The following is a 21,789-nucleotide window of genomic DNA, read 5'->3' as shown; positions in this document are numbered from 1 at the left end:
GAACGCGGGATTGCGATCAGTGCGCGATCGGCAGCACGAGTCTCGCTGCAGGAGCGGGGTCGGTGACGAGTCGCGCGTGGGTCTCGACGTCATAGCGAACCTTGCCGTAGCGGAGCTTCTCCCGCTCGATCCCCTCGGCGAGGAATCCCGCCGCCGTCGCCACTCGGCATGACGCAGGGTTGTTCACCCGATGTCCGAGCTCGAGCCGGTACAGCCCGTTCGCGAAGGCCCACTCGCTCACCGCGATGAGCGCGCCCGCCGCGTAGCCCTTGCCGCGCGCAGCGGGTGCGAGCCAGTAGGACATCCACGCCGTCTCGTGCCGGAACTCGATCGCAGCCGCTCCGACGTTGCCGACGGCGATACCGTCCTCGACGACGGCCCAGTTCTTCACGTACTCGTCGAAGCGCAGGGATCGGTCGATGAACGCTGCAGCAGCTGCCCGGCTCGGCAGGTCGACGCCTCCGAACTGCCTCGCCAGATCAGAGGCGCTGCGTGATGCCTCGCTCAGCGCGGAGGCATCACCGGCATCCCACGGGCGAAGCGTGACACTCACGCCCCCATCCTGCCTCAGCCGTCGGGTCGCAACCCGACTCGGCCTTCGGCGACACCGCCTAGAACGGTGGTGGTCCGGGTGGGTGGACGGTGAAGGTCGGGATGCGGCGTTCGGGGTGGACGAGGTAGACGCGTCCGGCGGGTGAGGTCCATTCGAGTGCGCCGCTGGGTCTGGCTCGGACCTGCCAGTCGGTCTGGTGTTTGAGGGTGTGGTGCCCGCGGCACAGCGGGGCGAGGTTGTTCGCGGCGGTGGTTCCGCCGTGCTGCCAGTCGGTGGTGTGGTCGATGTCGCACCGGTCGGCGGGGATCCCGCAGCCGGGGGCCATGCACCGTGCTGCCCGCCAGGCGACCAGCCGGCGGAGATCCGCGGGTGGCCGGTAGGTGTCGCGTCCGACGGAGAGGACGGCCCCGGTCTCGGGGTGGGTGAGCACCCGCATCCACCCCGATGCCGTCCCGCAGAGTTCCCGCGCCCGGTCGAGCGGGATCGGTCCGATCCCGTCGAGCTGCGCCGCGGGCCCCTCGCCGGTGAGGAGGGTGAGGGCGGGAACGGTGACCGCGACGGTCGGCCGAATGCCTCGTGCGGAGTCGGGCAATGACGCCGTTTCCCCGTCGATCAGGAGATCCCCGAACACGTCCGCGCGCTTCTGATCCAGGGACCGGTCATCGTCGAGGGTTTTCGCGATCGCGGTGATCCGGCCGAGGATCGCGTGCGCTTCCACCGCGGGCAGGTGCGCGGTCAACCACGCCATCCCATCCACACCCGCATCCACCCGGACGTGCCGGTGGGCGACCGCCGCGGCGTGCTGCTGCGCGAGGGTCGCTTCCTGCTCCCGGTCGATAATGCGTTTCACCGCCCGCCGGAACGGTCCCGTCGATTGTTCTTCCGCCAGGCTCAGCACCTCGTGGACGAGCCCTGCGGTCACGTTCTCGAGTTGGTCGAGCCCGTCGACGATGATCGTCGCGTGGGTCTCGGTGATCTCGGCGCGGCTCATCGCCTCCCACACCTGCGGGTACCGGCGCATCAACGCATGCCCGACACCCATCAACCGTCCCGCGGCGTGCTCCGTGATCCGCAACGCAGCCGCGACCTCGAGCCGCACCGACCGTTCCACGAACGCGACCGGTTCCTCCCGCCGCCGCGCATCGGCGATCGCGTCATCCCACAACTCGACGATGCACGCATACCTTTGCGCCGCATGCACCGTCGCCATGTCGGCGCACATCACCACCCAGTCCAGCGCGGTCGGGATCCCCTCCGGGACCTCGTCGCGAGCATCGGGCGAACTGGACATAGTCCCAGACTAGGAGGGGGTTCCGACATCCCCTCCGGCACCGTCATCCCGCCGCAGCCTCGGGCACGCTGCCCGCTCTCGGCGCCCCACCCGGGCGCCTCATTCACACCCCGCCGAGCCCCCGCATCCACGCCACTTCGCGCGTGATCTGCCCCGTCGCGACGAACGTCCGCACCTGGTGCGTTTCCGCCAGGACCCGCGCGAGCTCCGACAGATCCGCGCCGGCGAACCCGAGCGACTGCCAGAACCCGCCCGATCGGCGGCTGAACAGCCACGCGGTCGTCGCACCTTCTTCCGCGGCGCGATCGAGTGCGAATCTCGCCAGATCGGTCCCGCGCCCGCGCGCTCGCGAAGAAGACACCACCGCCACACTCCGGATCAGCGCGTGGCGTCCGTCGAGGCTCAGCTCGTAGCCCGTGCTACCGACGATCCGACCCGACTCGTCCCGCTCGACCCACAGCCGCACCGATGGCTCGTCCAGCCCGGTCACCGTCAGGTCGACCTCGCGCAGGAACGCCTCGACCTCACCGGCATCCGCCGTCATGCACCTGCTCAGTTCCATCCCCGCTCCTCCCCGTTCCCGCGCCGCCCCCCGCGCCGAGACTGCACGAGCGAGTCGAGACTGCGTTCGCGCGCCGCATCCTCGTCGCCCGGGTGCAGTCTCGCGAATCGGTCTCCCCATCCTCGCAAGCGTGCCGAGACCCTCCACACCCGCAGACCCTGTCGGATGCCGCGGCTAGGGTGGACCGGGTGAGTGACGGCGGATGGCAGAACGACCCCTACGCCGATCTCGTGTGGGATCCCGACGACGTCGCGCCGCCCGAGGACTTCGACTCGCCGCCTCCGCCGGATCCGCGGTACGACGACTACGCCGCGTCCGTCGCCCGCGCGACGCGCGCCGAACCGACCCGCGCCGCACCGGCACGGCCGTCGGCGCAGCGCGCCGCGGCACCGCCGGCATCCGTCCTGCGGCTCGAACGCCGCGACCACGTCGGCGACGACCCGGTGAAGGTGCTCACCGAGGTCTTCGGGTACACCGCGTTCCGCGGCGACCAGGGCGACATCGTCCACCACGTCATCGCGGGCGGCGATGCCGTCGTGCTCATGCCGACCGGCGGCGGCAAGTCGATCACCTACCAGGTGCCGGCGCTCGTCCGTCCCGGAACGGGACTCGTCGTCAGCCCCCTCATCGCGCTCATGCACGATCAGGTCGACGCGCTCATCGCCAACGGCGTCCGCGCGGCGTACCTGAACTCGACGCAGACCCCTGCCGAGCGTGCGGGAGTCGAGCAGGCCCTCCTCGACGGCGAGCTCGACCTGCTCTACGTCGCGCCCGAGCGGCTGTCGGTCCCCGCGACGACCGCCCTCCTTCAGCGCGCGCAGCTCAGTGTCATCGCGATCGACGAAGCCCACTGCGTGTCGCAATGGGGCCACGACTTCCGCCCCGACTACCTCGCCCTGGGCGACCTCGCTGAGCGGTTCCCCGGCGTCCCGCGCATGGCGCTGACCGCCACCGCGACGAGGGCCACGCACACCGAGCTCACCGAGCGCCTGCACCTGCCTGACGCTCGTCACTTCGTCGCGAGCTTCGACCGACCCAACATCCAGTACCGCATCGAGCCCAAGGTCGACATGCGCCGCCAACTGGTGCAGTTCGTGCGCTCGCAGCCCGAGGGCGCCGCCGGTATCGTCTACGCGCTCAGCCGCAAGTCGGTGGAGCAGACGGCCGAGTACCTGCGCACGCAGGGTGTCGACGCGCTGCCGTACCACGCGGGATTGGATGCCTCGATGCGTGCCCGGCACCAGTCGAGGTTCCTGCGCGAAGACGGCGTCGTCATGGTCGCGACGATCGCCTTCGGCATGGGCATCGACAAGCCCGACGTGCGCTTCGTCGCCCACATCGACCTGCCGAAGTCCGTCGAGGGGTACTACCAGGAGACCGGTCGTGCCGGTCGCGACGGCGAGCCGGCGGTCGCGTGGATGGCGTACGGCCTCGGCGACGTCGTTCAGCAGCGGCGGCTCATCGACCAGTCGCCCGGCGACCGCACCTACAAGATGCGCATGGGGCAGCACCTCGACGCGATGCTCGCCCTCTGCGAGACCGTCTCGTGCCGGCGACAGAACCTGCTGAACTACTTCGGTCAGTCGTCGGATGCCTGCGGCAACTGCGACACCTGTCTCACCCGGCCCGACACCTGGGACGGGCTGATCGCCTCGCAGAAACTCCTGTCGACGATCGTCCGCCTGCAGCGCGAACGCAACCAGGCGTTCGGCGCCGGTCACCTCATCGACATCCTCCGCGGAGCCTCGACCGAGCGCATCCGGCAGCAGGGTCACGACAAGCTCTCGACCTACGGGATCGGGAACGACCTCTCCGAGCAGGACTGGCGCTCGGTCGTCCGGCAGCTCCTCGCCCGCGGCATCCTCGTCGCTCAGGGCGAGTACGGCGTGCTCACCGTCGGCGAGACCGGGGCAGCGGTCCTGCGGGGAGAGGAGGCCGTGCCGCTGCGGCGCGACGTCCTCGGGCGCACCGGCGGAGGAGCGACCCGCGCCAAGAAGGCCTCGACGGCGGATTCGCTGCCCGAGGGCGATCGCGACCTCTTCGAGGCGCTGCGCGCGTGGCGTGCCGAGCAGGCGCGGGAGCAGGGCGTCCCCGCCTACATCGTGTTCGGCGACGCGACCCTCCGCGCCCTCGCCGAGCACCGACCGCGCTCGATCGGCGCCCTCGACGGGATCACCGGCATCGGCGCCAAGAAGCGCGAGGCCTACGGTGAGGCGGTCGTCGCCGTCATCGCTGCGAACGCCTGAGCGCTCGCCCGATCAGCGGTCCCGCAGCGCCCGGGTCATCCGAGTCGACACGTCCCCTCCCACGACAAGGCGTGATCGGCATGTGACGTAACACTCTTACCTCCCGTGACTGCCCGGCGTGCGGCCGCGGAGCGGGCGTGCTCGGATGAGGCCTGCACCCGTCCTCATCCGTCCTGGAGTCCTCATGACCCGTCCCCTCCGCGCCGCCCTGGCCGTCACCCTCGGCGCCGCCCTCGTCGCCGCGATAGCCGGCTGCGCCGGCGCCGGCACCACCCCCAGCTCCAACGCCGCCGCGGGCGAACCGCAGACCGGCGGCACCCTCACCTACCTCGAGCCACAGACCTGGAACACCCTGTACCCGGGATCGGGCGGCTTCTACCCGAACGGCGGTGTCATCAACAACATCACCGACCGTCTGCTCTACCAGGACCCCGAGACCCTCGAACTCGAGCCGTGGATCGCGACGGAGCTGCCCGAGGTGAACGCGGATGCCACCGAGTACACGTTCACGCTCCGCGACGACGTCACCTACTCCGACGGCACCCCGCTCGACGCGGAGAACGTCGCGAAGAACTTCGACCTCCTCGGTCTCGGCGACCCCGACCGGAAGTTCACCGTCTCGGAGCAGGTGACCAACTACGAGAGCAGCGAGGTGCTCGACGACCACACCGTGCGCTTCCACTTCAGCGCTCCCGCGCCCGGGTTCGCGCAGGCGACCTCGGCCATCAACGCGGGTCTCCTCTCCGACGAGACCCTCGACCGCACGAGCGAGGAGTTCGGCCCCGGCAACGCGACCGAGATCATCGGCAGCGGCCCGTTCGTCGTCGCCGCAGAGGAGATCGGCACGAAGATCAGCCTGACGGCACGCGACGACTACGACTGGGCGCCGCCCTCGCTCGAGCACCAGGGCCGTGCCTACCTCGACGGCATCGACTACGTCGTCGCCTCCGAGGACAGCGTCCGCGTCGGCACGGTCGTCTCGCGACAGGCCCACATCGCCCGCGGAATCGAAGCCCCTGACGAGGCGCAGTTCTCCGCCGACGGCCTGCAGCTGCTCGCCTCCGCGACGAACGGCGTGAACAACGGGCTGAGCTTCCGACTGCGCGACCCCGTCACCTCCGAACTCGCGGTGCGGCAGGCGCTCATCGCCGGCATCGACCGCCAGGCCATCGTCGACACCCTCTTCAGCGACAGCTACCCGCTCGCCACCGGGGCGCTTGCGACCACCGCCCGCGGCTACACCGACACGTCGAAGTTCTACGTCTACGACCCCGACCAGGCGAAGAAGCTCCTCGACGACGCAGGCTGGGTTCCTGGTGCCGACGGCATCCGCGAGAAGGACGGCACGCGCCTCTCCCTCACGGTCAACGAGGCCCTGCCGCAGCCGCGCTCCCGCGAGGTCATCACACTCATCCAGGACCAGCTGCAAGACATCGGCGTCGAGATCATCCTGCTCCCCGGTGACCAGGCAGCGCAGGATGCCGCGCGCGGCGTCCCCGGCGAGCTGCAGATCTACCACTCCATGGTCGGTCGCGCCGACTACGACGTCCTGAAGTCGCAGTACTACTCCGGCAACCGCAACGCGCTCCTCAACGGCTACCCCGACGGAACTGTCGCCGACGCCGAGCTCGACGAGCTGCTGCTCGCGATCGCCTCCAGCCCCACCGAGGAGGCCCGCCAGGAGGCATCCGCCGCTGCTCAGCAGCGTCTCGCCGAGCAGGCATACATCCTTCCGTTCTTCGAGGAGCCGCAGGTCTACGGATATGTCGACGCCGTCCACGGCTTCGCGACCGAGTCGATCGGTCGCCCGTCGTTCTACAGCACGTGGCTCGCCGGATGACGCAGAGTCCGTGACCCGGATGCGGGGAGGCGACCCCTCCCCGCATCCACCCCGTTCCCCATCGAGAGGTGACCATGCTCTTCGTCCTGCGGCGCGCCGGCGGCGCCCTCCTGGTCCTGCTGCTCGCCTTCACCGCCGCGTACCTCCTGCTCGCGGCATTGCCCGGCGACGGCGTGCTCGCGCGCTACGGGAGCCCCGAGCTCGGCCTCACACCCGCTCAGCTGGACGAGATCCGGGCCGCCTACGGAGCCGATCGGCCCCTGTTCGAGCGTTACGTCGACACCGTCGCGTCCTTCGTCCGCGGCGACCTCGGTTACTCGGTGCAGAGCGGCGCAGCGGTCGCCGACCTCGTCGCCGTCGCCCTGCCGTCCACCCTCACCCTCGCCGTGCTCGGCCTCGCGGTCGCGGTCTTCGTCGCTGTCGTCATCGCCTTCACCGCCACCTACGGGGCGTTCCGGCCGTTGCGCGCGATCTTCCGGCAGCTGCCGCCGCTGTTCGTCTCGATGCCCGTCTTCTGGATCGGCATCATCCTCATCCAGGTGTTCTCCTTCCAGCTCGGCTGGGTGCCGCTCATCGGGGCCGACCCGGTCGAGGCGCTGATCCTCCCCGTCCTGACGCTCGCCGTCCCCATCGCCGCGCCGCTCGCACAGGTGCTGACCCGCAGCATCGACGAGGTGTCGGAGCAGCCGTTCGTCGCCGTCGTCCGCGCGCGCGGAGCGAGCACCTCATGGCTGCTCTGGCGCGGCGTCGCCCGCAACGCGCTCCTTCCCACCCTCACGATGGCGGGAGTCCTCTTCGGCGAGCTCGTCGGCGGCGCCGTCGTCACCGAAGCGGTATTCGGACGTCCCGGCATCGGTCAGCTCACCGCTCAGGCGGTCGCGAACCGTGACACCCCCGTCCTCCTGGCGATCGTCGTCATCTCGTCCGTGGCATTCGTTCTGATCAACCTCCTGGTCGACCTGCTGTACCCGCTCCTCGACCCGCGTCTGCGTCGAGGCTCCCGCACACCGGCCGCCTCCCGCGGTCGGCTTCCCGGTGTCGTGGCGGCGACCCCGCTCACCGAAGGGATCGCGCGATGACCCTCACCCTCCCGCGGCCGGTCACCCTCACCGCCTCGCCGCGACGCCTCCTGCGGATCGGCACCGTCATTCCCGCGCTCGTCCTGCTCATCGCGGTCGCGTGGGCGGTCGTGCCGGGACTGTTCACGGCGACGAGCCCCACCGAGTCGATCGCGCCGGCCCTGCAGGCGCCGAGCCCTGCGCATTGGTTCGGGACGGATGCCACGGGTCGTGACGTCTTCGCGCGTGTCATCCACGGGGCGTCCCACTCCATCACGGGCGCGCTCGTCGCCGTCCTCGTCGGACTCGTCGCCGGCACGGCCATCGGCGTCACCGCCGGCGCGACCGGCGGTGTCGTCGACGAGATCCTCATGCGCGTCGTCGACGTGCTGCTGGCGATCCCCGCGCTGCTGCTGTCGCTGAGCGTGGTCATCCTGCTCGGCTTCGGCACGACCAATGCGGCGCTCGCCGTCGGCGTGACCTCCGTCGCCGTCTTCGCCCGGCTCGCCCGCGCGCAGGTCGTCAGTGTGCGGGTGGCGGACTACGTCGAGGCCGCGTACGGATCGGGGGGCACGGCGGCATCCGTCCTGTGGCGCCACATCCTGCCGAACTCGCTCACCCCGGTCCTGGCACTCGCCGCGCTGCAACTGGGGTCGGCGATCCTGCAGATCTCGACGCTCGGGTTCCTCGGATACGGCGCGCCGCCGCCCACCCCGGAGTGGGGACTGCTCATCTCCGAGGGGCGCAACTACGTCGCGACCGCCTGGTGGCTCACCGTCCTCCCGGGCCTCGTCGTCGTGGCGGTCGTGCTCGCCACGAATCGCCTCAGCCAGGCCCTGCGGGGAGGGGAACGCCCATGACCGGTCCGCTGCTGAGCATCCGCGACCTCGTCGTCCGCTACCGGACCGAACGCGGTGACGTCGCCGCCGTCCGCGGCGTCTCGCTCGACGTCGCACGCGGACAGGTCACCGCGCTCGTCGGCGAGTCGGGCTCCGGCAAGTCGACGGTCGCACAGGCGACCATCGGCCTGCTCGCCGGCAACGGCCGCGTCGACGGCGGCGGGATCACACTCCACGGCGCCGAGGGTGAGACGAGCCTCGTCGGGCTCCCCGACCGCCGCTGGCGCGCGCTCCGCGGCACACGCGTCGCGCTCGTCCCGCAGGACCCCGGCAACTCGCTCAACCCCGTCGCCACGATCGGCGCGAGCATCGGCGAGGTCCTGCGCATCCACGGATGGCGGGATGCCGCGAAGATCCGCGCGCGCGTGCTCGACCTGCTCGAGCGGGTGGAGATCGACGACCCGGCCACGCGGTACCGCCAGTACCCCCACGAGCTTTCGGGTGGGATGCGCCAGCGCGTGCTCATCGCCGCGGCGCTCGCCCTCGATCCCGAGCTGATCATCGCCGACGAGCCGACGAGCGCCCTCGACGTCACCGTCCAGCGCACGGTCCTCGACCTGCTCGACCGGCTGCGCGCCGACACCGGCACCGGCGTGCTGTTCATCACGCACGACCTCGCCGTCGCCGCTGATCGCGCCGACACGATCGTCGTCATGAAGGACGGTGCGGTGCAGGAGTCCGGACCCGCCCGATCCGTGCTCGCCGCACCCGCGTCCGACTACACCCGCCGGCTCCTCGCCGACGCGCCGTCGCTCGGGCACGTCGTCGAGCGTCGGCCACCGGCATCCGTCGCCGCCGAGCCTCTGGTCACGGTCTCGGGGCTGCGACAGGAGTTCACCCGCCCGGGTGCGCGGTCGCCGTTCGTGGCCGTCGACGACGTCTCGTTCACCGTCGCGGCCGGATCCACCCACGCGATCGTGGGGGAGTCGGGGTCGGGCAAGACGACGATCGGTCGCGCGCTCGCCGGCTTCGGTGCTCCGCAGCGCGGGACGATCACGGTCGACGGTGTCGACGTGACCGCCCTCCGCCCGGGTCGTCACCGCCGCGGCTACCGCCGCACGGTGCAGCTGGTCTATCAGAATCCCTACGCGTCGCTCGATCCGCGCCAGCGCATCGGTGCGATCCTCGAGGAGCCGCTGCGGAACTTCGGTCTCGGCTCCGCCGCTGAGAGGGCCGAACGGGCCGAGCGGGCGCTCGAGCAGGTCGCGCTGGCTCCCGAGATCGCCGCGCGTCGGCCCCGCGAGCTATCGGGCGGGCAGCGTCAGCGCGTCGCGATCGCGCGGGCGCTCATCCTCGAGCCGAGACTGGTGGTCCTCGACGAGGCGGTCTCGGCGCTCGATGTCACGGTGCAGGCGCAGATCCTTCGGCTCCTCGCGAGCCTGCAGCAGGACCTCGGCCTCGCGTACGTCTTCATCTCCCACGACCTCGCCGTCGTCCGGCAGATCTCCGACACGGTGTCGGTCCTGCGCCGCGGCGTCCAGGTCGAGCACGGCACCGTCGACGAGGTCTTCGGCGCACCGCGACACGACTACACCAGGGGGCTGCTCGACGCCGTCCCCGGATCCGCCCTCAGGAAGGACACCGCATGACGACGCCGCGCCTGGGCTTCTTCAGCCGATTGCTCGAGGATGCACCCGCCGCCGACAGGTACCGTTTCGGGCTCGAGCAGATCCAGCGCGCCGAGCAGTCCGGCTTCGCCTCGGCCTGGGTGGCCCAGCACCACTTCGGCGAGCACGAGGGCGGACTGCCGTCCCCGCTCGTCTTCCTCGCCGCGGCTGCCGAGCGCACGAGCCGGATCGGCCTCGGGACGGCCGTCCTGACCCTCCCGATCGAGGATCCGGTCCGAGCGGCGGAGGATGCCGCCGTGCTCGACGCACTGAGCGGCGGACGGCTGCAGCTCGGGGTCGCCTCGGGCGGCACGCCCGGGTCGTTCGCCGCCTTCGGGAGGGATGCCGCCGACCGCGCCGCCCTCCACGCGGAGCACCTCGAGGTGTTCCGCGGCACGCTGCGCGGCGATGGCGTGCGCGGCACGGACTCGGTCGCCTACCCGCCCGCCGGCGACCTCGCGGACCGCATCTGGCAGGCGACCTTCTCCGCCGGCGGGGGCGCCCGCGCCGGCGCGGCGGGGGACGGACTCCTCCTCTCCCGCACGCAGCCGCGCACGCCCGAGGCGCCCGACGCGACCATCGGCGACATCCAGCAGCCCATCGTCGACGCGTACCTCGACGCTCTGCCGGGCGGTGCGGTTCCCCGCATCCTGGCATCCCGCACCGCGTTCGTCGTCGACGCCGATCAGCGCGAGCACGCCTTCGTGCTGGCCGAACGAGGGTTGCGTGTCGTCGCGGCCCAGCTGATCGGCGGGTACGCGGCGGCCCTGCCCCTCGCCGATCTGATCCGCCTGTCCGACACGCACATCGGCACGGTCGATGAGGTCGCGGCCTCGCTCGCGGCCGACCCGATCATCGCGCAAGCGACCGACGTCACCTTCCAGGTCCATTCCGTCGCCGCGAGCCACGAGCTCACCCTCCGATCCATCGAACTGCTCGGCCGGGAGGTGGCGCCTCGACTCGGGTGGGCGACCGGTCCGGACGCCGCCGACGACCTCCGAGTCCACCATCGGGCCGCGGCCCGGAAGGAGTACGCATGACCGCCGACATCATCGACCTGCTCGCAGGCATCACGCCGGGCAGCCCGCTCGCCGCAGTCCGCGCGCTGCGTCCGCAGGCCCGGACGAACGCGCAGCGGAGCTTCGAGGCGCTCCTCGAACCCTCCGACGCGGCGGACTTCCCCGTCGCCGAGCGGTACGCGATCGCCGCGTTCACCGCGCGCCTCCATGGTTTCGACGGTGCCACCGCGTTCTACGACGACCTGCTCCGCGAAGAGGACGCCGCCCTCGCCGACGCGATCGCGGATCTCGCGGCCGACGCCGCGCAGCGCGGTCCGGTCGGCACCTACCGCGAGCCCGGCCTCGCCGGGGAGAGCGCACCCGCCGTCGTTTGGCACCCGGCATCCGCTGCCGTCGACGACCGTCTCGCCGCGGCTCTCGCCCACACGCACCTGCTGGTGTTCCGTCCGCGTGAGGCGTCGCCGCAGGACCTGCGGCAATTGACGGATGCCGGGTGGTCCGCCGACGCAATCGTGAGCCTCTCGCAGCTCGTCGCCTTCCTCGCGTTCCAGCTGCGTCTCGCCTGGGGCCTGCGCGTCCTCGGCCAGTCGACCTCCGCCACCACCTCCCAGGCCCTCGAAGGAGCCGCGCGATGACCGTCACCGAGTACCCCGACCTCGCTCGTCCCGACCGCTTCACGCAGCAGGGGCTCGGGTGGGTGCCGTGGCTCGCGCCCGTCCTCGAGGCGCAGCTGACCGAGCGGCAGCGGGAGGCCCTCATCGAACCGGCCCGCGCGAAGATGCCCTACTTCCGGCTGCTCGCCCGCGACCCCGACGCGCTCGAGGCGCGCACCCTCACCGACCTCGACATCTTCTTCAACGTCGAGGGGGGCGTCGGCCGGGCGGAGCGGGAGCTCGCCGCCACCGCAGCCAGCCGTGCCAACGGATGCGTCTTCTGCGCGTCCGTGCACTCCGCCGCGGCGACGCGGGAGTCCGGCCGTCGTGAGGACGTGCAGCGACTCCTCGACGAGGGGACGACGGCCGACCTCGGCGACGAGAGCTGGAACGCGATCGTCGCGGCATCCGTCTCTCTCACGACCACCCCGCTGGAGTTCGACACCGCGGACGTCGATCGGTTGCGGGATGCCGGGCTCGACGACGCCTCGATCGTCGACGTCATCGGCGGCGCGGCGTTCTTCAACTGGGCGAACCGTCTCATGCTGTCGCTCGGCGAGCCCGAGGTGCCGGCCGCACGCTGACAGGTGTCAGCTCCAGGGTTCCCGCGGGACCCGGACGTCGACGCCGGAGCGAGCCGACTCGCCGATCGCGAGCCCGAGCAGGTGGTCCTGGCATGCCTCGGCGAGCGGGTAGGGCTCGGGGCCGTCACCCCGCGCCCACTGCCCGGTGAGCGCGAGCAGCGACGCGACGGCGATGTCGTCCTCGGACAGCCGGGTGCCCGCCCACGGATTGCGGTAGACGATCCGTCCCTCGAACGCGGCCGACACGACGTCGTTGCCCTCGAGGTTCAGGTCGACGCCCGTGCGTCGGTAGGTGATCGGCGAGGTGATCACCTCGGTGCCCTCGAACCGGCGCGCGGCGTCGTCGACGAGCTCACCGTGCGAGCCGCGCAGGACGATGCGACGCGACAGGATGGGATTCCACCACTGGTTGTCGACGAAGTCGTACAGCCCCATGCGACCGTCGCCGAAGTCGAGCGTCGCGATGGTCGTGGTCCGTTCCTTCGGGTCGAGGTCGTCCGACCACCCGGCTGGGGAGAGCGGGTCGACGAGGGGTGCGGTGAACGTCCGGGCCGACACGGTGGCTTCGGCCATACCGGCACTCAGGAACGCGCGGATCATCGAGGTCGCGTGGTACAGGTGCGTCGACGACACCTGCACCGCGCCGATCGTGCCGAGCGCGCCGGAGCGGACGACCTCCAGGCGCGCGGCGTGGCCCGGCATGAGCAGGTACTGCTCCGCCACCTGCACGAGCCGGCTCGCCCCCACGTCGTGCCACAGCGTGCGGAGTCCGTCCGCGTCGGGCGCGGGAGGCGTCTCGGCGAGCACCCGCACTCCGCGGCCGACGAGCTCGGTGATGACGCCCGGCATGGCGTCCCACGACACCGACGCGATCACGAAGTCGGGCCGCGCCGCGAGCAGATCATCGAGCGAACGGTGCACCGGCGCGCCCCACGGCGAGATCCGGGCCGCCGACGCGTCGGAGCGCGCCAGCACACCCGTCACCTCGAGGCGGTCGGGTGCGGCGGCCGCCAGGCGCAGGAAGAACTCCGCCCGCCAGCCCGTGCCGATGATCGCGAATCGTGCCGGCTGCGTCATGAGACCCCTTCGTCCTGACGTCCCACGCGGGCCGCCCCCGGCATCCTTCAGGGAGCGGGCGGCGCGGTCAACCCCGGTGCCCTCATTCGCCGGCGCCGAGACGGCCGCTGAGTCGGCCGTGGAAGGCGGATGCCGCGTCGTTCAACCCCACGATCGTCACCGTCGCGCCGTGGCGCTCGTACTTGCTGACGACGGCATCCAGCGCGGCAACGGTCGACGCATCCCACACGTGCGAGCGCGACATGTCGATGACGACGTTCGCGGGGTCCTCGGCGTACGCGAACTGCGTCGTCAGGTCGTTGCTCGAGGCGAAGAACAGCTCACCGTCGACCGCGTAGTGGGCGGTGGATGCCGCCGCGTCGACGGTCCGCGTGACGGTCACGAAGTGTGCGACGCGCCGGGCGAACATGACCATCGCCGCGAGCACGCCGAGGATGACGCCGATCGCGAGGTTGTGGGTCCAGACGGTGGCCACGACGGTGATGAGCATCACGGCGGTCTCGCTCTTCGGCATCCGCCGCAGCGTGGACGGGCGCACGCTGTGCCAGTCGAACGTGGCGATGCAGACGACGATCATGACGGCGACGAGGGCGGCCATCGGGATGATCGCGACGACGTCGCCGAGCGCGAGGACGAGGATCAGCAGGAACACGCCCGCAAGGAAGGTCGAGATGCGCGTGCGGGCGCCCGACGCCTTCACGTTGATCATCGTCTGCCCGATCATGGCGCAGCCCCCCATCCCGCCGAACGCGCCCGAGAGGATGTTCGCGGCACCCTGCCCGAGGGTCTCGCGGGTCTTGGAGGAGTGCGTATCCGTGATGTCGTCGACGAGCTTGGCGGTCATGAGCGACTCGAGCAGACCGACGACGGCCATCGCGAGGGCGAAGGGCCCGATGATCTGCAGCGTCTCGATCGTCAGGGGGACGTTCGGGATGAAGAGTTCGGGCAGGCTCTTCGGGAGTTCGCCCTGATCGCCCACGGTCGGGACGTTCCAGGCGAAGACGACGACCGCGGCCGTGAGCAGCACGATGGCGACGAGCGGCGCCGGGACGGCCTTGGTGAACCTCGGGATCGTGTACAGGATCACCAGGCCGACGGCGACCAGCGGCCAGACGAGCCAGGGAATGCCGTCGCCGATCAGCTGGGGCAGCTGCGCGAGGAAGATGAGGATCGCGAGGGCGTTGACGAAGCCCACCATGACGCTGCGCGGGATGAATCTCATGAGCTTCGCGACACCGACGGCGCCGAGCACGACCTGGATCACCCCGCCGAGCAGCACCGTCGCGATGAAGTAGTCCATTCCGTACTCGCGGGCGACCGGAGCGATGACGAGGGCGATCGCGCCCGTGGCCGCGGTGATCATCGCGGGGCGTCCCCCGAGGAACGAGATCGCGACCGCCATGATGAAGGACGAGAACAGCCCGAGGCGCGGGTCGACCCCCGCGATGATCGAGAACGCGATCGCCTCCGGGATGAGCGCGATCGCGACGACGAGTCCGGCGAGCACCTCGCGGGTGGGGAGGCGAGGGCTGCGCAGTGCCTGCAGCACCGTCGGTTCGATGCGCGAGCGCATGGGCGTGATCGTCATGGGACTCCGAGAGAGAGTGCGCGTACGCTCGGGCGACGCGGGAGAATGGGGGTGCGCAGATCGCGCATCCCATCAAACCTAACGTTGCGTGAGGTTTTGTGTCCATTCGAGGGAGCCACGTGACCGACGGCACGATGCGCATCGGCGAGGTCGCCGAGCGGACCGAGCTCTCGTTCCGCACCCTCCGTCACTACGACGAGATCGGCCTCGTCACTCCGTCCGCCCGCACCGGCGGCGGCTTTCGGCTGTACACCGAGGACGATGTCACCCGCATCCTCCTCATCCGCCGAATGAAGCCGCTGGGGTTCTCTCTCGAAGAGATGCGCGAACTCCTCGGTGTCGTCGATGCGATCGCGGCGGATGCCGACGATCAGCAGGTCCGCGCCCGCCTCGACGCGCTGCGCGTCGAGGCGGCGTCGCGGCGCGAGAAGCTCAGCCGTCAGGTCGAGATGGCCGACGAGTTCCTCGCGCTGCTCGCCGAGATCTGACCGGCGTCAGATCGCCGTCACCTCGATGACGACGGCCTGCTGCGGGTTCTGCACGGGCGGGCGGACACCGACGACGGCGAGCTGGCGTCCGGTCAGCACCGTGTCATGGAGCGCCCATTCGAGGGGCGACTGCGCGGGCGTCTCGATGATCCCGCCGGGCGTGACGATCCGGATCCGGTACGTCCGATCCGGGTCCAGTCCCGGCAGTCGCACCCGTCCGGTCGGCGACGAGATCAGCGTCTGCGTCTGCGTGATCGTGAAGAACGCGGATGCCGCATCTGCGGCGACGACGCCGCGGACGTCGAGCCCGGGGTCGGCGACGTCGGCGTTCACGATCCGCCCGGTCGCGACGAGGGGGCGCACCCGCTTCGCGAGCGCGACCCAGTCGCCGACCGCGGCGGCATCCGTGTCGGTGAGGGTGGTGACGTCCCATTCGATGCCGAAGTGGCCGAACAGGGCGACGGCGCCGCTCAGGGTGAGCGAGACGGTGCGGCCGGTGGAGTGCACGTGCGGGGTGGTCAGGTGCATGCCCATCATCTCGGGCGGGACGACCAGGGCCGTATAGCGCTGATTCTCGAGCCGTTCGATCGGGTCGAGGCAGTCGCTGGTCCAGATCCGGTCGGTGCGGTCGAGGATGCCGAGGTCCACCCGGGCACCGCCGGAGGCGCAGCTCTCGATCTCCAGGCCCGGATGCGTGGCTTTCAGCTGGTCGATGAGGCGGTACACGGCGAGGGTCTGCGCGTGCACGCGCGCCGCGCCGCCAGGACCTGCGGCCGCGTCGACGAGGTCACGGTTGTGGTCCCACTTCACGTACGCGATCGGGTAGGTCGTCAGGATGTCGGAGATCACCCGGAACATGTACGCGTACGCGTCGGGGTGGGCGAGGTTCAGCACCTGTTGCTGCCGCGAGGAGGGCGGCAGCTCGGTCCGACCGCGGAGGATCCAGTCGGGGTGCGACCGGGCGAGGTCGCTGTCGGGGTTGACCATCTCGGGTTCGAACCAGAGGCCGAACTCCATCCCCTTCGCCACCACATGGTCGGCGATGGGGTGCAGGCCGTCGGGCCAGACGGTCTCGTCGACGTACCAGTCACCGAGGCCCGCCGTGTCGTCACGACGGTGGCGGAACCAGCCGTCGTCGAGCACGTACCGCTCGACACCCAACTCGGCCGCGGCGTCGGCGAGGGCGATCAGCTTGGGCAGGCGATGGTCGAAGTACACCGCCTCCCACGTGTTCAGCGTGATCGGACGAGGCCGGGCCGGATGCTGCGGCCGCGCACGCCATTCCTCATGGAACCGGACCGCGAGCTCGTCCAGCCCGTCGCCCCACGAGCCCAGCAGCTCCGGCGAGGTGACCTCCTCGCCGGGCGCGAGACGGATCTCACCCGGCAGGTAGAGCTCGCCGGCTCCGAGGAACGACTCGCCTGTCGGCACCCGCTCCGCGAAGATGCGTGAGTTGCCGCTCCACGCCAGGTGCACCCCGTGCACCCGCCCACGCTCGAAACCGAACCCCGGGACGCCCGCGGCGAGCAGCAGGGTCGCATCCGCCCCCGGCCGCCCGCGCCGGGACTCGCGCAGATGCGTCCCGAACGTGAGCTCGTGACGCTGCGCCGACCGCTCCCGCAGGTGACGCCCCGTCGTGCCGAGGATCTCCGTGGCCTCCCACGGCAGGGGGAGAGTCGTGTGCAACGCCTGCACCGTGTACGCACCCGGGCCGTCGTTGCGCACCGACGTCCGCACCCGCACCAGGCCCGACGCCGTCACCCGCAGCTCCCACCGCGCCGAAAGGCCGGCCTCGCCGTCGGCGAGGTCCACCTCGATGGCGTCGTCCGACGCGCGGGCGTCGGACACGGTGAGGACGGCGCTTACGCCCTCGCCGTCACGATGCCCTTCCAGCGACGGGGTGCCCGCCCATCCGGACGCCGCTGTCGTCACGATGCCGTGTCGCACGGTGCGGTCGAGCCCGCCGGAGATGCGCTGCAGCCGCGACGCCGTCGCGAGGGAGACGAGCGTCTCCCGGGGCGCGTCGCCCAGATCGTCCCCCCAGTGGACGACCGCCGGGACCGAACCGGGCTGCAGGTCGACGACGACACTGGTGCCGCCGGAGCGGAGGTGGACGACGGTCTCGGCAGCGGGAAGGGCGCGCATGCATCCAGTGTGTCAGGCCTCTGGGAACGTGCACACACGTTCGATCCGTGCAACGTGCGGCAGCGCCTGGACATCGCGGGATCCGTCCTGCCGAGGGAGCTCGTAGAGATCGATCATGAGCTGCACGGCGTAGTCGATCCGCTGCGCGACGGTCTTCACCCAGCGGCCGTCGATGAAGAAGCGCAGCCGGTCGGGCGACCACTCCACGGCGTAGTCGTGCGGCAGGGTGAGGTCACCGTCGATCCGTACCTTCTCGACATCGTCGCGCAGCCGCGGATCGTGCTGCGCCTTCACGCCGACGCCGACCCATCCGCCGGTGTCGTCCATCTCCGAACCGAAGATCTCGGCGATGCAGATCTCCCCGGACTCCTCGGGCGCATCCTCGAAACCGATTGGCCAGAACGCCACCAGGGCGTCCGGATGCCGCACCGCCGACATGCGTGCCGCGATCACGCCGAAGCGCGGCAGCCACAATCGACGCTCTTCCTGCGCTTCCCGCACGACGAGCCCGTCGCGGAAGCGGTGTTGCCCGGCATCCGATCCGACCTCCGCGGCGCCCTGCCCGGACTGCAGGTGCGACACGCGGACGGCGCCGTCCCACTCCGGCGCCCAGGGTTCGGTCCCCGCATCGACGCGCAGCTCGAGGCCGCTCCCGAGGCGGTACCCGGCCGCCGTCCTCTCGCGCGACGACCAGTGCGGCAGATAGTGCGGCCACCACCGCTCGGTGGCGAGCGCGTCGCCGACGAAGCGCTCGTCGACGTCCGGGGTGCGCCCGGTCAGATCCAGCGGTGACATGTCGAGCGCCCACCTCCGGAAGGTGAGGATGCCGCCGCGCCACGGCTCCGACCCGGTGCCGCGCTCCTCGAATCCCGCTCGTGCGCACAGGGCGTTCGAGGGCACGTTGTCCACGGCGGGGTAGGCCATGAGGAGCGTGCGGCTGCCGTCGCGACGCACCTCGGCGATCAGCAGGCGCAGAGCTGCGGTGGCGACGCCCTGTCCCTGGAACTCGGGAAGGACGCTCCACCCGGTCTCGAAGGCGGGCGTTCCGCCCTCATCGACCGGCCAGAATCCGATCCCGCCGGCGGCATCGCCGTCGACGTCGATGCGGTACATCGCTCCGGGCCGGTCATCCCACGTCCGCAGGTAACGCTCCTGCCGTTCGTCCAGCTGCGCTGCGGTCTCCGGGCCGCCGAGGTGGGCCGTCATCGCGGGGGTGTTCAGCAGCGTCAGCAGGCCGCGATCGGCGGCATCCCATCGAGCGAGTGTGATCATCCGGCCCTCCTGTGCCGAGTCTGCCGTCGGGCTCGGACATCGCCGGATGTAGGCGTGACACAAGCCCGCTTCGCCACGTCGCCTGCCCGTTTTGTCCTGGGCGGACAACGCAGTTGGTCCCCCGTTGGAGGACTCCTACCGTTGGGGTCGAACTTCCCTGTCCCGCCGCCGTGCCCGGCGTCCTAGAAAGGCCAGTGATGACCGACACCGTCGTCCGCTCCTCCACCCCCGCCGCCGACAAGCGCACCCCCGCCGGCGGCGCTCCGACCGCGCCCCACACCGCCGACGAGGCGCACGAGCCCCGCATCGACATCGACGCGGTGGGCGCGATGCTCCGCGGCACGTGGGGCGAGACCCGCCTCACCGTGCGAGAGCTCATCAAAGACCCCGCCTACTGGCGGATCGACGGGCAGAGCGTCGCCGAGCACCGCGAGCGCGTCATGGAGCAGGTGCGTCTGCTCGCGAAGAACGGCGGCTCGACGAGAGCACTGCCCAAGGAGTACGGCGGCGAGGAGGACAACGGCGCCAACCTCGCGGGCTTCGAGGAGCTCGTGCTCGCCGACCCCAGCATGCAGATCAAGTCGGGCGTGCAGTGGGGTCTCTTCGGCTCGGCGGTGCTGCAGCTCGGCACGAAGGAGCATCACGACCGCTGGCTCCCCGACATCCGCGACGCGAAGCTGCCCGGCGCCTTCGCGATGACCGAGATCGGGCACGGATCGGATGTCGCGGCGATCGGCACCACGGCGACATACGACCCGGAGACCGAGGAGTTCGTCATCCACACGCCGTTCCGCGCGGCATGGAAGGACTACCTCGGCAACGCCGCCGTGCACGGGCAGGCAGCGACCGTCTTCGCGCAGCTGATCACCAAGGGCGTGAATCACGGCGTGCACTGCTTCTTCGTGCCGATCCGCTCCGCCGACGGCGAGCTGCTGCCGGGGGTGCAGAGCGAGGACGACGGGGTCAAGGGCGGCCTGAACGGCATCGACAACGGCCGCCTCGCCTTCGACCACGTCCGGGTCCCGCGGACGAACCTCCTCAACCGGTACGGCGACGTCGCCCCCGACGGCACCTACTCGAGCCCGATCACGAGCACCGGCCGTCGCTTCTTCACGATGCTGGGCGCGCTTGTGCAGGGTCGCGTCTCGCTCGACGGTGCCGCGACCATCGCTTCGTCCCTCGCGCTGTACATCGCCGTCACCTACGGCAACCAGCGCCGGCAGTTCGACTCCGGCGCCGGCACCGACGAGGTCGTCCTGCTCGACTACGGCAAGCACCAGCGCCGTCTCCTTCCGCTGCTCGCGCAGAACGTCGCGCAGTATTTCGCGCACGACGAGCTGCTGCGGACGTTCGACGGCGTCTTCGGCGGGACCGCCGACACCCCCGCCGAGCGAGAGAACCTCGAGACACTCGCTGCCGCGCTCAAGCCCCTCAGCACCTGGAACGCGTTGCAGACGATCCAGGAGGCCCGGGAGGCCTGCGGCGGTTCGGGCTTCATGGCCGAGAATCGTCTCGTCGGCCTGCGCTCGGACCTCGACGTCTACGTGACCTTCGAGGGCGACAACAACGTCCTCCTGCAGCTGGTCGGCAAGCGTCTCCTCGCCGATTTCGCCAAGCAGTTCAAGGGAGCGGATGCCGCCACCCTCGCGAAGTTCGCCGTCGGGCAGACGGCGGGCAAGGTCTTCCACGGCGCCGGCCTGCGCAGACTCGGTCAGGCCGTCGCGGACTTCGGTTCGACCGCGCGCTCGGTCGAGCTGGGCCTCCGGGCGGAGCAGCAGCACGAACTGCTGGCGGGCCGGGTCGAGCAGATGGTGGCCGACATCGCCGGTGCGCTGCGTCCGGCATCCAAGCTCCCCTCGGCCGAGGCCGCAGCGCTGTTCAACACGCACCAGGCCGAGCTCATCGAGGCGGCACGGGCGCACGGCGAACTGCTGCAGTGGGAGGCGTTCTCGGACGCGGTGAAGTCGACCGACGATGACGGCACGCGTCAGGTGCTCACCTGGCTGCGGGACCTGTTCGGGCTGCACCTCATCGAGAAGCACCTGGCCTGGCACCTCATCAACGGCCGTCTCTCGACGCAGCGTGCCGCCGCGGTGTCGAAGTACATCGACCGGCTCTGTGCGCGGCTGCGCCCGCACGCGCAGGACATCGTCGATGCGTTCGGGTTCGCTCCCGAGCACGTGCGGGCCCCCATCGCCTCCGGCATCGAGCGGCAGCGACAGGACGAGGCGCGGGCGCACTACGCCGACCTCGCGGCGCGCGGTGAGGCGCCTGTGCCGGAGAAATCGCTGAACAAGAAGTGAGCGTCGGAGGCCGTCGGTAGCCTGACACGCGTGGAACTGCGTGCCGGGCCCGACGGCCTCCTTCGTTGCGGCTGGGTCGGCGACGATGCGGAGTACCGCCGCTATCACGACGAGGAATGGGGGCGGCCCCTCCATGGCGACCGGGCCCTCTTCGAGAAGATGAGTCTCGAGGGCTTCCAGGCGGGGCTGTCGTGGATCACGATCCTGCGGAAGCGACCGCGGTTCCGTGAGGTCTTCGCCGGGTTCGAGCCGGCCGTCGTCGCCGCCTTCGACGACACCGACGTCGCGCGTCTGATGGCGGATGCGGGCATCATCCGCAACCGCGCGAAGATCCTCGCGACGATCGGCAACGCGCGGATCGTCACGGAGATGGCCCCGGGCGAGCTGGACGCGTTCATGTGGTCGTTCGCCCCGGCATCTCATCGGCGACCGACGTCCTTCGCGGAGGTGCCCGCCACGACGCCCGAGTCCGACGCGATGTCGAAGGGGCTGCGGAAGCGGGGGTTCCGATTCGTCGGCTCGACGACGATGTACGCGCTGATGCAGTCGTCGGGCATGGTCGACGACCACGTCGTCGGATGCCACCGCGCCACAGGGTGACTGA

The 21,789-nt window shown here is 70.9% G+C and carries 18 protein-coding genes; 11 read left to right on the top strand and 7 right to left on the bottom strand.

Going from position 1 to position 21,789, the window contains the following annotated elements; translation table 11 throughout:
- Positions 1 to 16: 16 nt before the first annotated feature.
- The 3 genes from AB0259_RS09355 to AB0259_RS09345 form a co-directional block, all read right to left on the bottom strand.
- A complete protein-coding gene (locus AB0259_RS09355) occupies positions 17 to 553 on the bottom strand; it encodes a GNAT family N-acetyltransferase (RefSeq protein ID WP_366222085.1) in 537 nt (178 codons plus the stop codon).
- A gap of 58 nt (positions 554 to 611) precedes the next feature.
- On the bottom strand, positions 612 to 1,844 hold the full coding sequence (locus tag AB0259_RS09350; RefSeq protein ID WP_366222086.1) for a DUF222 domain-containing protein: 1,233 nt from the start codon (positions 1,842 to 1,844) through the stop codon (positions 612 to 614).
- A 103-nt stretch (positions 1,845 to 1,947) separates the two neighbouring features.
- Positions 1,948 to 2,406 (bottom strand): GNAT family N-acetyltransferase, encoded by a 459-nt coding sequence (locus AB0259_RS09345; RefSeq protein ID WP_251577717.1) that lies wholly within the window; start codon positions 2,404 to 2,406, stop codon positions 1,948 to 1,950.
- A 188-nt stretch (positions 2,407 to 2,594) separates the two neighbouring features.
- On the opposite strand from AB0259_RS09345, the gene recQ reads away from it, so the two are divergent.
- The 8 genes from recQ (at position 2,595) to AB0259_RS09305 (ending at position 12,312) form a co-directional block, all read left to right on the top strand.
- A complete protein-coding gene (gene recQ, locus AB0259_RS09340; protein WP_366222089.1) occupies positions 2,595 to 4,652 on the top strand; it encodes a DNA helicase RecQ in 2,058 nt (685 codons plus the stop codon).
- 184 nt (positions 4,653 to 4,836) lie between these two features.
- Positions 4,837 to 6,492: a TIGR04028 family ABC transporter substrate-binding protein gene (locus AB0259_RS09335; RefSeq protein WP_366222090.1), complete on the top strand. Its 1,656-nt coding sequence runs from the start codon at positions 4,837 to 4,839 to the stop codon at positions 6,490 to 6,492.
- Between the two features lie 74 nt (positions 6,493 to 6,566).
- The gene (locus tag AB0259_RS09330; protein WP_251578973.1) at positions 6,567 to 7,571 is read left to right on the top strand and encodes an ABC transporter permease; all 1,005 of its coding nucleotides are present in this window, start codon (positions 6,567 to 6,569) and stop codon (positions 7,569 to 7,571) included.
- Positions 7,568 to 8,410, top strand: a complete 843-nt coding sequence (locus AB0259_RS09325; RefSeq protein ID WP_366222092.1) for an ABC transporter permease — start codon at positions 7,568 to 7,570, stop codon at positions 8,408 to 8,410. The genes AB0259_RS09330 and AB0259_RS09325 overlap by 4 nt, the downstream gene beginning before the upstream one ends.
- Entirely contained in the window at positions 8,407 to 10,038 is a 1,632-nt protein-coding gene (locus tag AB0259_RS09320; protein ID WP_366222094.1) for an ABC transporter ATP-binding protein, read from the top strand. The genes AB0259_RS09325 and AB0259_RS09320 overlap by 4 nt, the downstream gene beginning before the upstream one ends.
- Positions 10,035 to 11,096 carry a putative FMN-dependent luciferase-like monooxygenase gene (locus AB0259_RS09315; protein ID WP_366222097.1) on the top strand — a complete coding sequence of 354 codons (1,062 nt, stop codon included), beginning with the start codon at positions 10,035 to 10,037 and terminating at the stop codon, positions 11,094 to 11,096. Before AB0259_RS09320 ends, AB0259_RS09315 begins: the two co-directional genes overlap by 4 nt.
- A complete protein-coding gene (locus AB0259_RS09310; RefSeq protein WP_366222098.1) occupies positions 11,093 to 11,710 on the top strand; it encodes a CMD domain protein in 618 nt (205 codons plus the stop codon). Before AB0259_RS09315 ends, AB0259_RS09310 begins: the two co-directional genes overlap by 4 nt.
- Positions 11,707 to 12,312, top strand: coding sequence for an alkylhydroperoxidase domain protein (locus AB0259_RS09305; RefSeq protein ID WP_366222099.1), 606 nt, complete (start codon positions 11,707 to 11,709; stop codon positions 12,310 to 12,312). Before AB0259_RS09310 ends, AB0259_RS09305 begins: the two co-directional genes overlap by 4 nt.
- A 6-nt stretch (positions 12,313 to 12,318) precedes the next feature.
- Here the strand turns inward: AB0259_RS09305 and AB0259_RS09300 are convergent, their stop codons facing one another.
- The gene (locus AB0259_RS09300) at positions 12,319 to 13,389 is read right to left on the bottom strand and encodes a Gfo/Idh/MocA family oxidoreductase (RefSeq protein WP_366222100.1); all 1,071 of its coding nucleotides are present in this window, start codon (positions 13,387 to 13,389) and stop codon (positions 12,319 to 12,321) included.
- Between the two features lie 82 nt (positions 13,390 to 13,471).
- Positions 13,472 to 14,977, bottom strand: a complete 1,506-nt coding sequence (locus AB0259_RS09295; RefSeq protein WP_366222102.1) for a SulP family inorganic anion transporter — start codon at positions 14,975 to 14,977, stop codon at positions 13,472 to 13,474.
- Positions 14,978 to 15,096: 119 nt separating this feature from the next.
- Here AB0259_RS09295 and AB0259_RS09290 point away from each other — a divergent pair, with 119 nt between their 5' ends.
- Positions 15,097 to 15,465 (top strand): MerR family transcriptional regulator, encoded by a 369-nt coding sequence (locus tag AB0259_RS09290; RefSeq protein ID WP_366222103.1) that lies wholly within the window; start codon positions 15,097 to 15,099, stop codon positions 15,463 to 15,465.
- 6 nt (positions 15,466 to 15,471) lie between these two features.
- Here AB0259_RS09290 and AB0259_RS09285 read toward each other — a convergent pair whose 3' ends face one another.
- Together AB0259_RS09285 and AB0259_RS09280 are read right to left on the bottom strand one after the other, a co-directional pair.
- A complete protein-coding gene (locus tag AB0259_RS09285; RefSeq protein ID WP_366222105.1) occupies positions 15,472 to 17,610 on the bottom strand; it encodes an alpha-galactosidase in 2,139 nt (712 codons plus the stop codon).
- Between the two features lie 12 nt (positions 17,611 to 17,622).
- Entirely contained in the window at positions 17,623 to 18,882 is a 1,260-nt protein-coding gene (locus AB0259_RS09280; RefSeq protein WP_366222107.1) for a GNAT family N-acetyltransferase, read from the bottom strand.
- A gap of 197 nt (positions 18,883 to 19,079) precedes the next feature.
- On the opposite strand from AB0259_RS09280, the gene AB0259_RS09275 reads away from it, so the two are divergent.
- Entirely contained in the window at positions 19,080 to 21,185 is a 2,106-nt protein-coding gene (locus AB0259_RS09275; RefSeq protein ID WP_366222109.1) for an acyl-CoA dehydrogenase, read from the top strand.
- A gap of 30 nt (positions 21,186 to 21,215) precedes the next feature.
- Complete coding sequence (locus AB0259_RS09270; RefSeq protein ID WP_366222113.1) at positions 21,216 to 21,785, top strand: DNA-3-methyladenine glycosylase I; 570 nt, start codon at positions 21,216 to 21,218, stop codon at positions 21,783 to 21,785.
- Positions 21,786 to 21,789 lie beyond the last annotated feature (4 nt).

The organism is Microbacterium sp. NPDC080005 (assembly GCF_040702445.1).
Taxonomy (GTDB): Bacteria; Actinomycetota; Actinomycetes; order Actinomycetales; family Microbacteriaceae; genus Microbacterium; species Microbacterium oleivorans_D.
This window is presented reverse-complemented; position numbering and strand designations above follow the sequence as displayed.

Excerpts from the sequence above, each read along its gene's own strand:
- AB0259_RS09350 (WP_366222086.1), bottom strand. The coding sequence starts at position 1,844 with ATGTCCAGTTCGCCCGATGCTCGCGACGAGGTCCCGGAGGGGATCCCG.
- AB0259_RS09345 (WP_251577717.1), bottom strand. The coding sequence starts at position 2,406 with ATGGAACTGAGCAGGTGCATGACGGCGGATGCCGGTGAGGTCGAGGCG.
- AB0259_RS09335 (WP_366222090.1), top strand. The coding sequence starts at position 4,837 with ATGACCCGTCCCCTCCGCGCCGCCCTGGCCGTCACCCTCGGCGCCGCC.
- AB0259_RS09330 (WP_251578973.1), top strand. The coding sequence starts at position 6,567 with ATGCTCTTCGTCCTGCGGCGCGCCGGCGGCGCCCTCCTGGTCCTGCTG.
- AB0259_RS09325 (WP_366222092.1), top strand. The coding sequence starts at position 7,568 with ATGACCCTCACCCTCCCGCGGCCGGTCACCCTCACCGCCTCGCCGCGA.
- AB0259_RS09320 (WP_366222094.1), top strand. The coding sequence starts at position 8,407 with ATGACCGGTCCGCTGCTGAGCATCCGCGACCTCGTCGTCCGCTACCGG.
- AB0259_RS09315 (WP_366222097.1), top strand. The coding sequence starts at position 10,035 with ATGACGACGCCGCGCCTGGGCTTCTTCAGCCGATTGCTCGAGGATGCA.
- AB0259_RS09310 (WP_366222098.1), top strand. The coding sequence starts at position 11,093 with ATGACCGCCGACATCATCGACCTGCTCGCAGGCATCACGCCGGGCAGC.
- AB0259_RS09305 (WP_366222099.1), top strand. The coding sequence starts at position 11,707 with ATGACCGTCACCGAGTACCCCGACCTCGCTCGTCCCGACCGCTTCACG.
- AB0259_RS09300 (WP_366222100.1), bottom strand. The coding sequence starts at position 13,389 with ATGACGCAGCCGGCACGATTCGCGATCATCGGCACGGGCTGGCGGGCG.
- AB0259_RS09295 (WP_366222102.1), bottom strand. The coding sequence starts at position 14,977 with ATGACGATCACGCCCATGCGCTCGCGCATCGAACCGACGGTGCTGCAG.
- AB0259_RS09285 (WP_366222105.1), bottom strand. The coding sequence starts at position 17,610 with ATGCGCGCCCTTCCCGCTGCCGAGACCGTCGTCCACCTCCGCTCCGGC.
- AB0259_RS09280 (WP_366222107.1), bottom strand. The coding sequence starts at position 18,882 with ATGATCACACTCGCTCGATGGGATGCCGCCGATCGCGGCCTGCTGACG.
- AB0259_RS09275 (WP_366222109.1), top strand. The coding sequence starts at position 19,080 with ATGACCGACACCGTCGTCCGCTCCTCCACCCCCGCCGCCGACAAGCGC.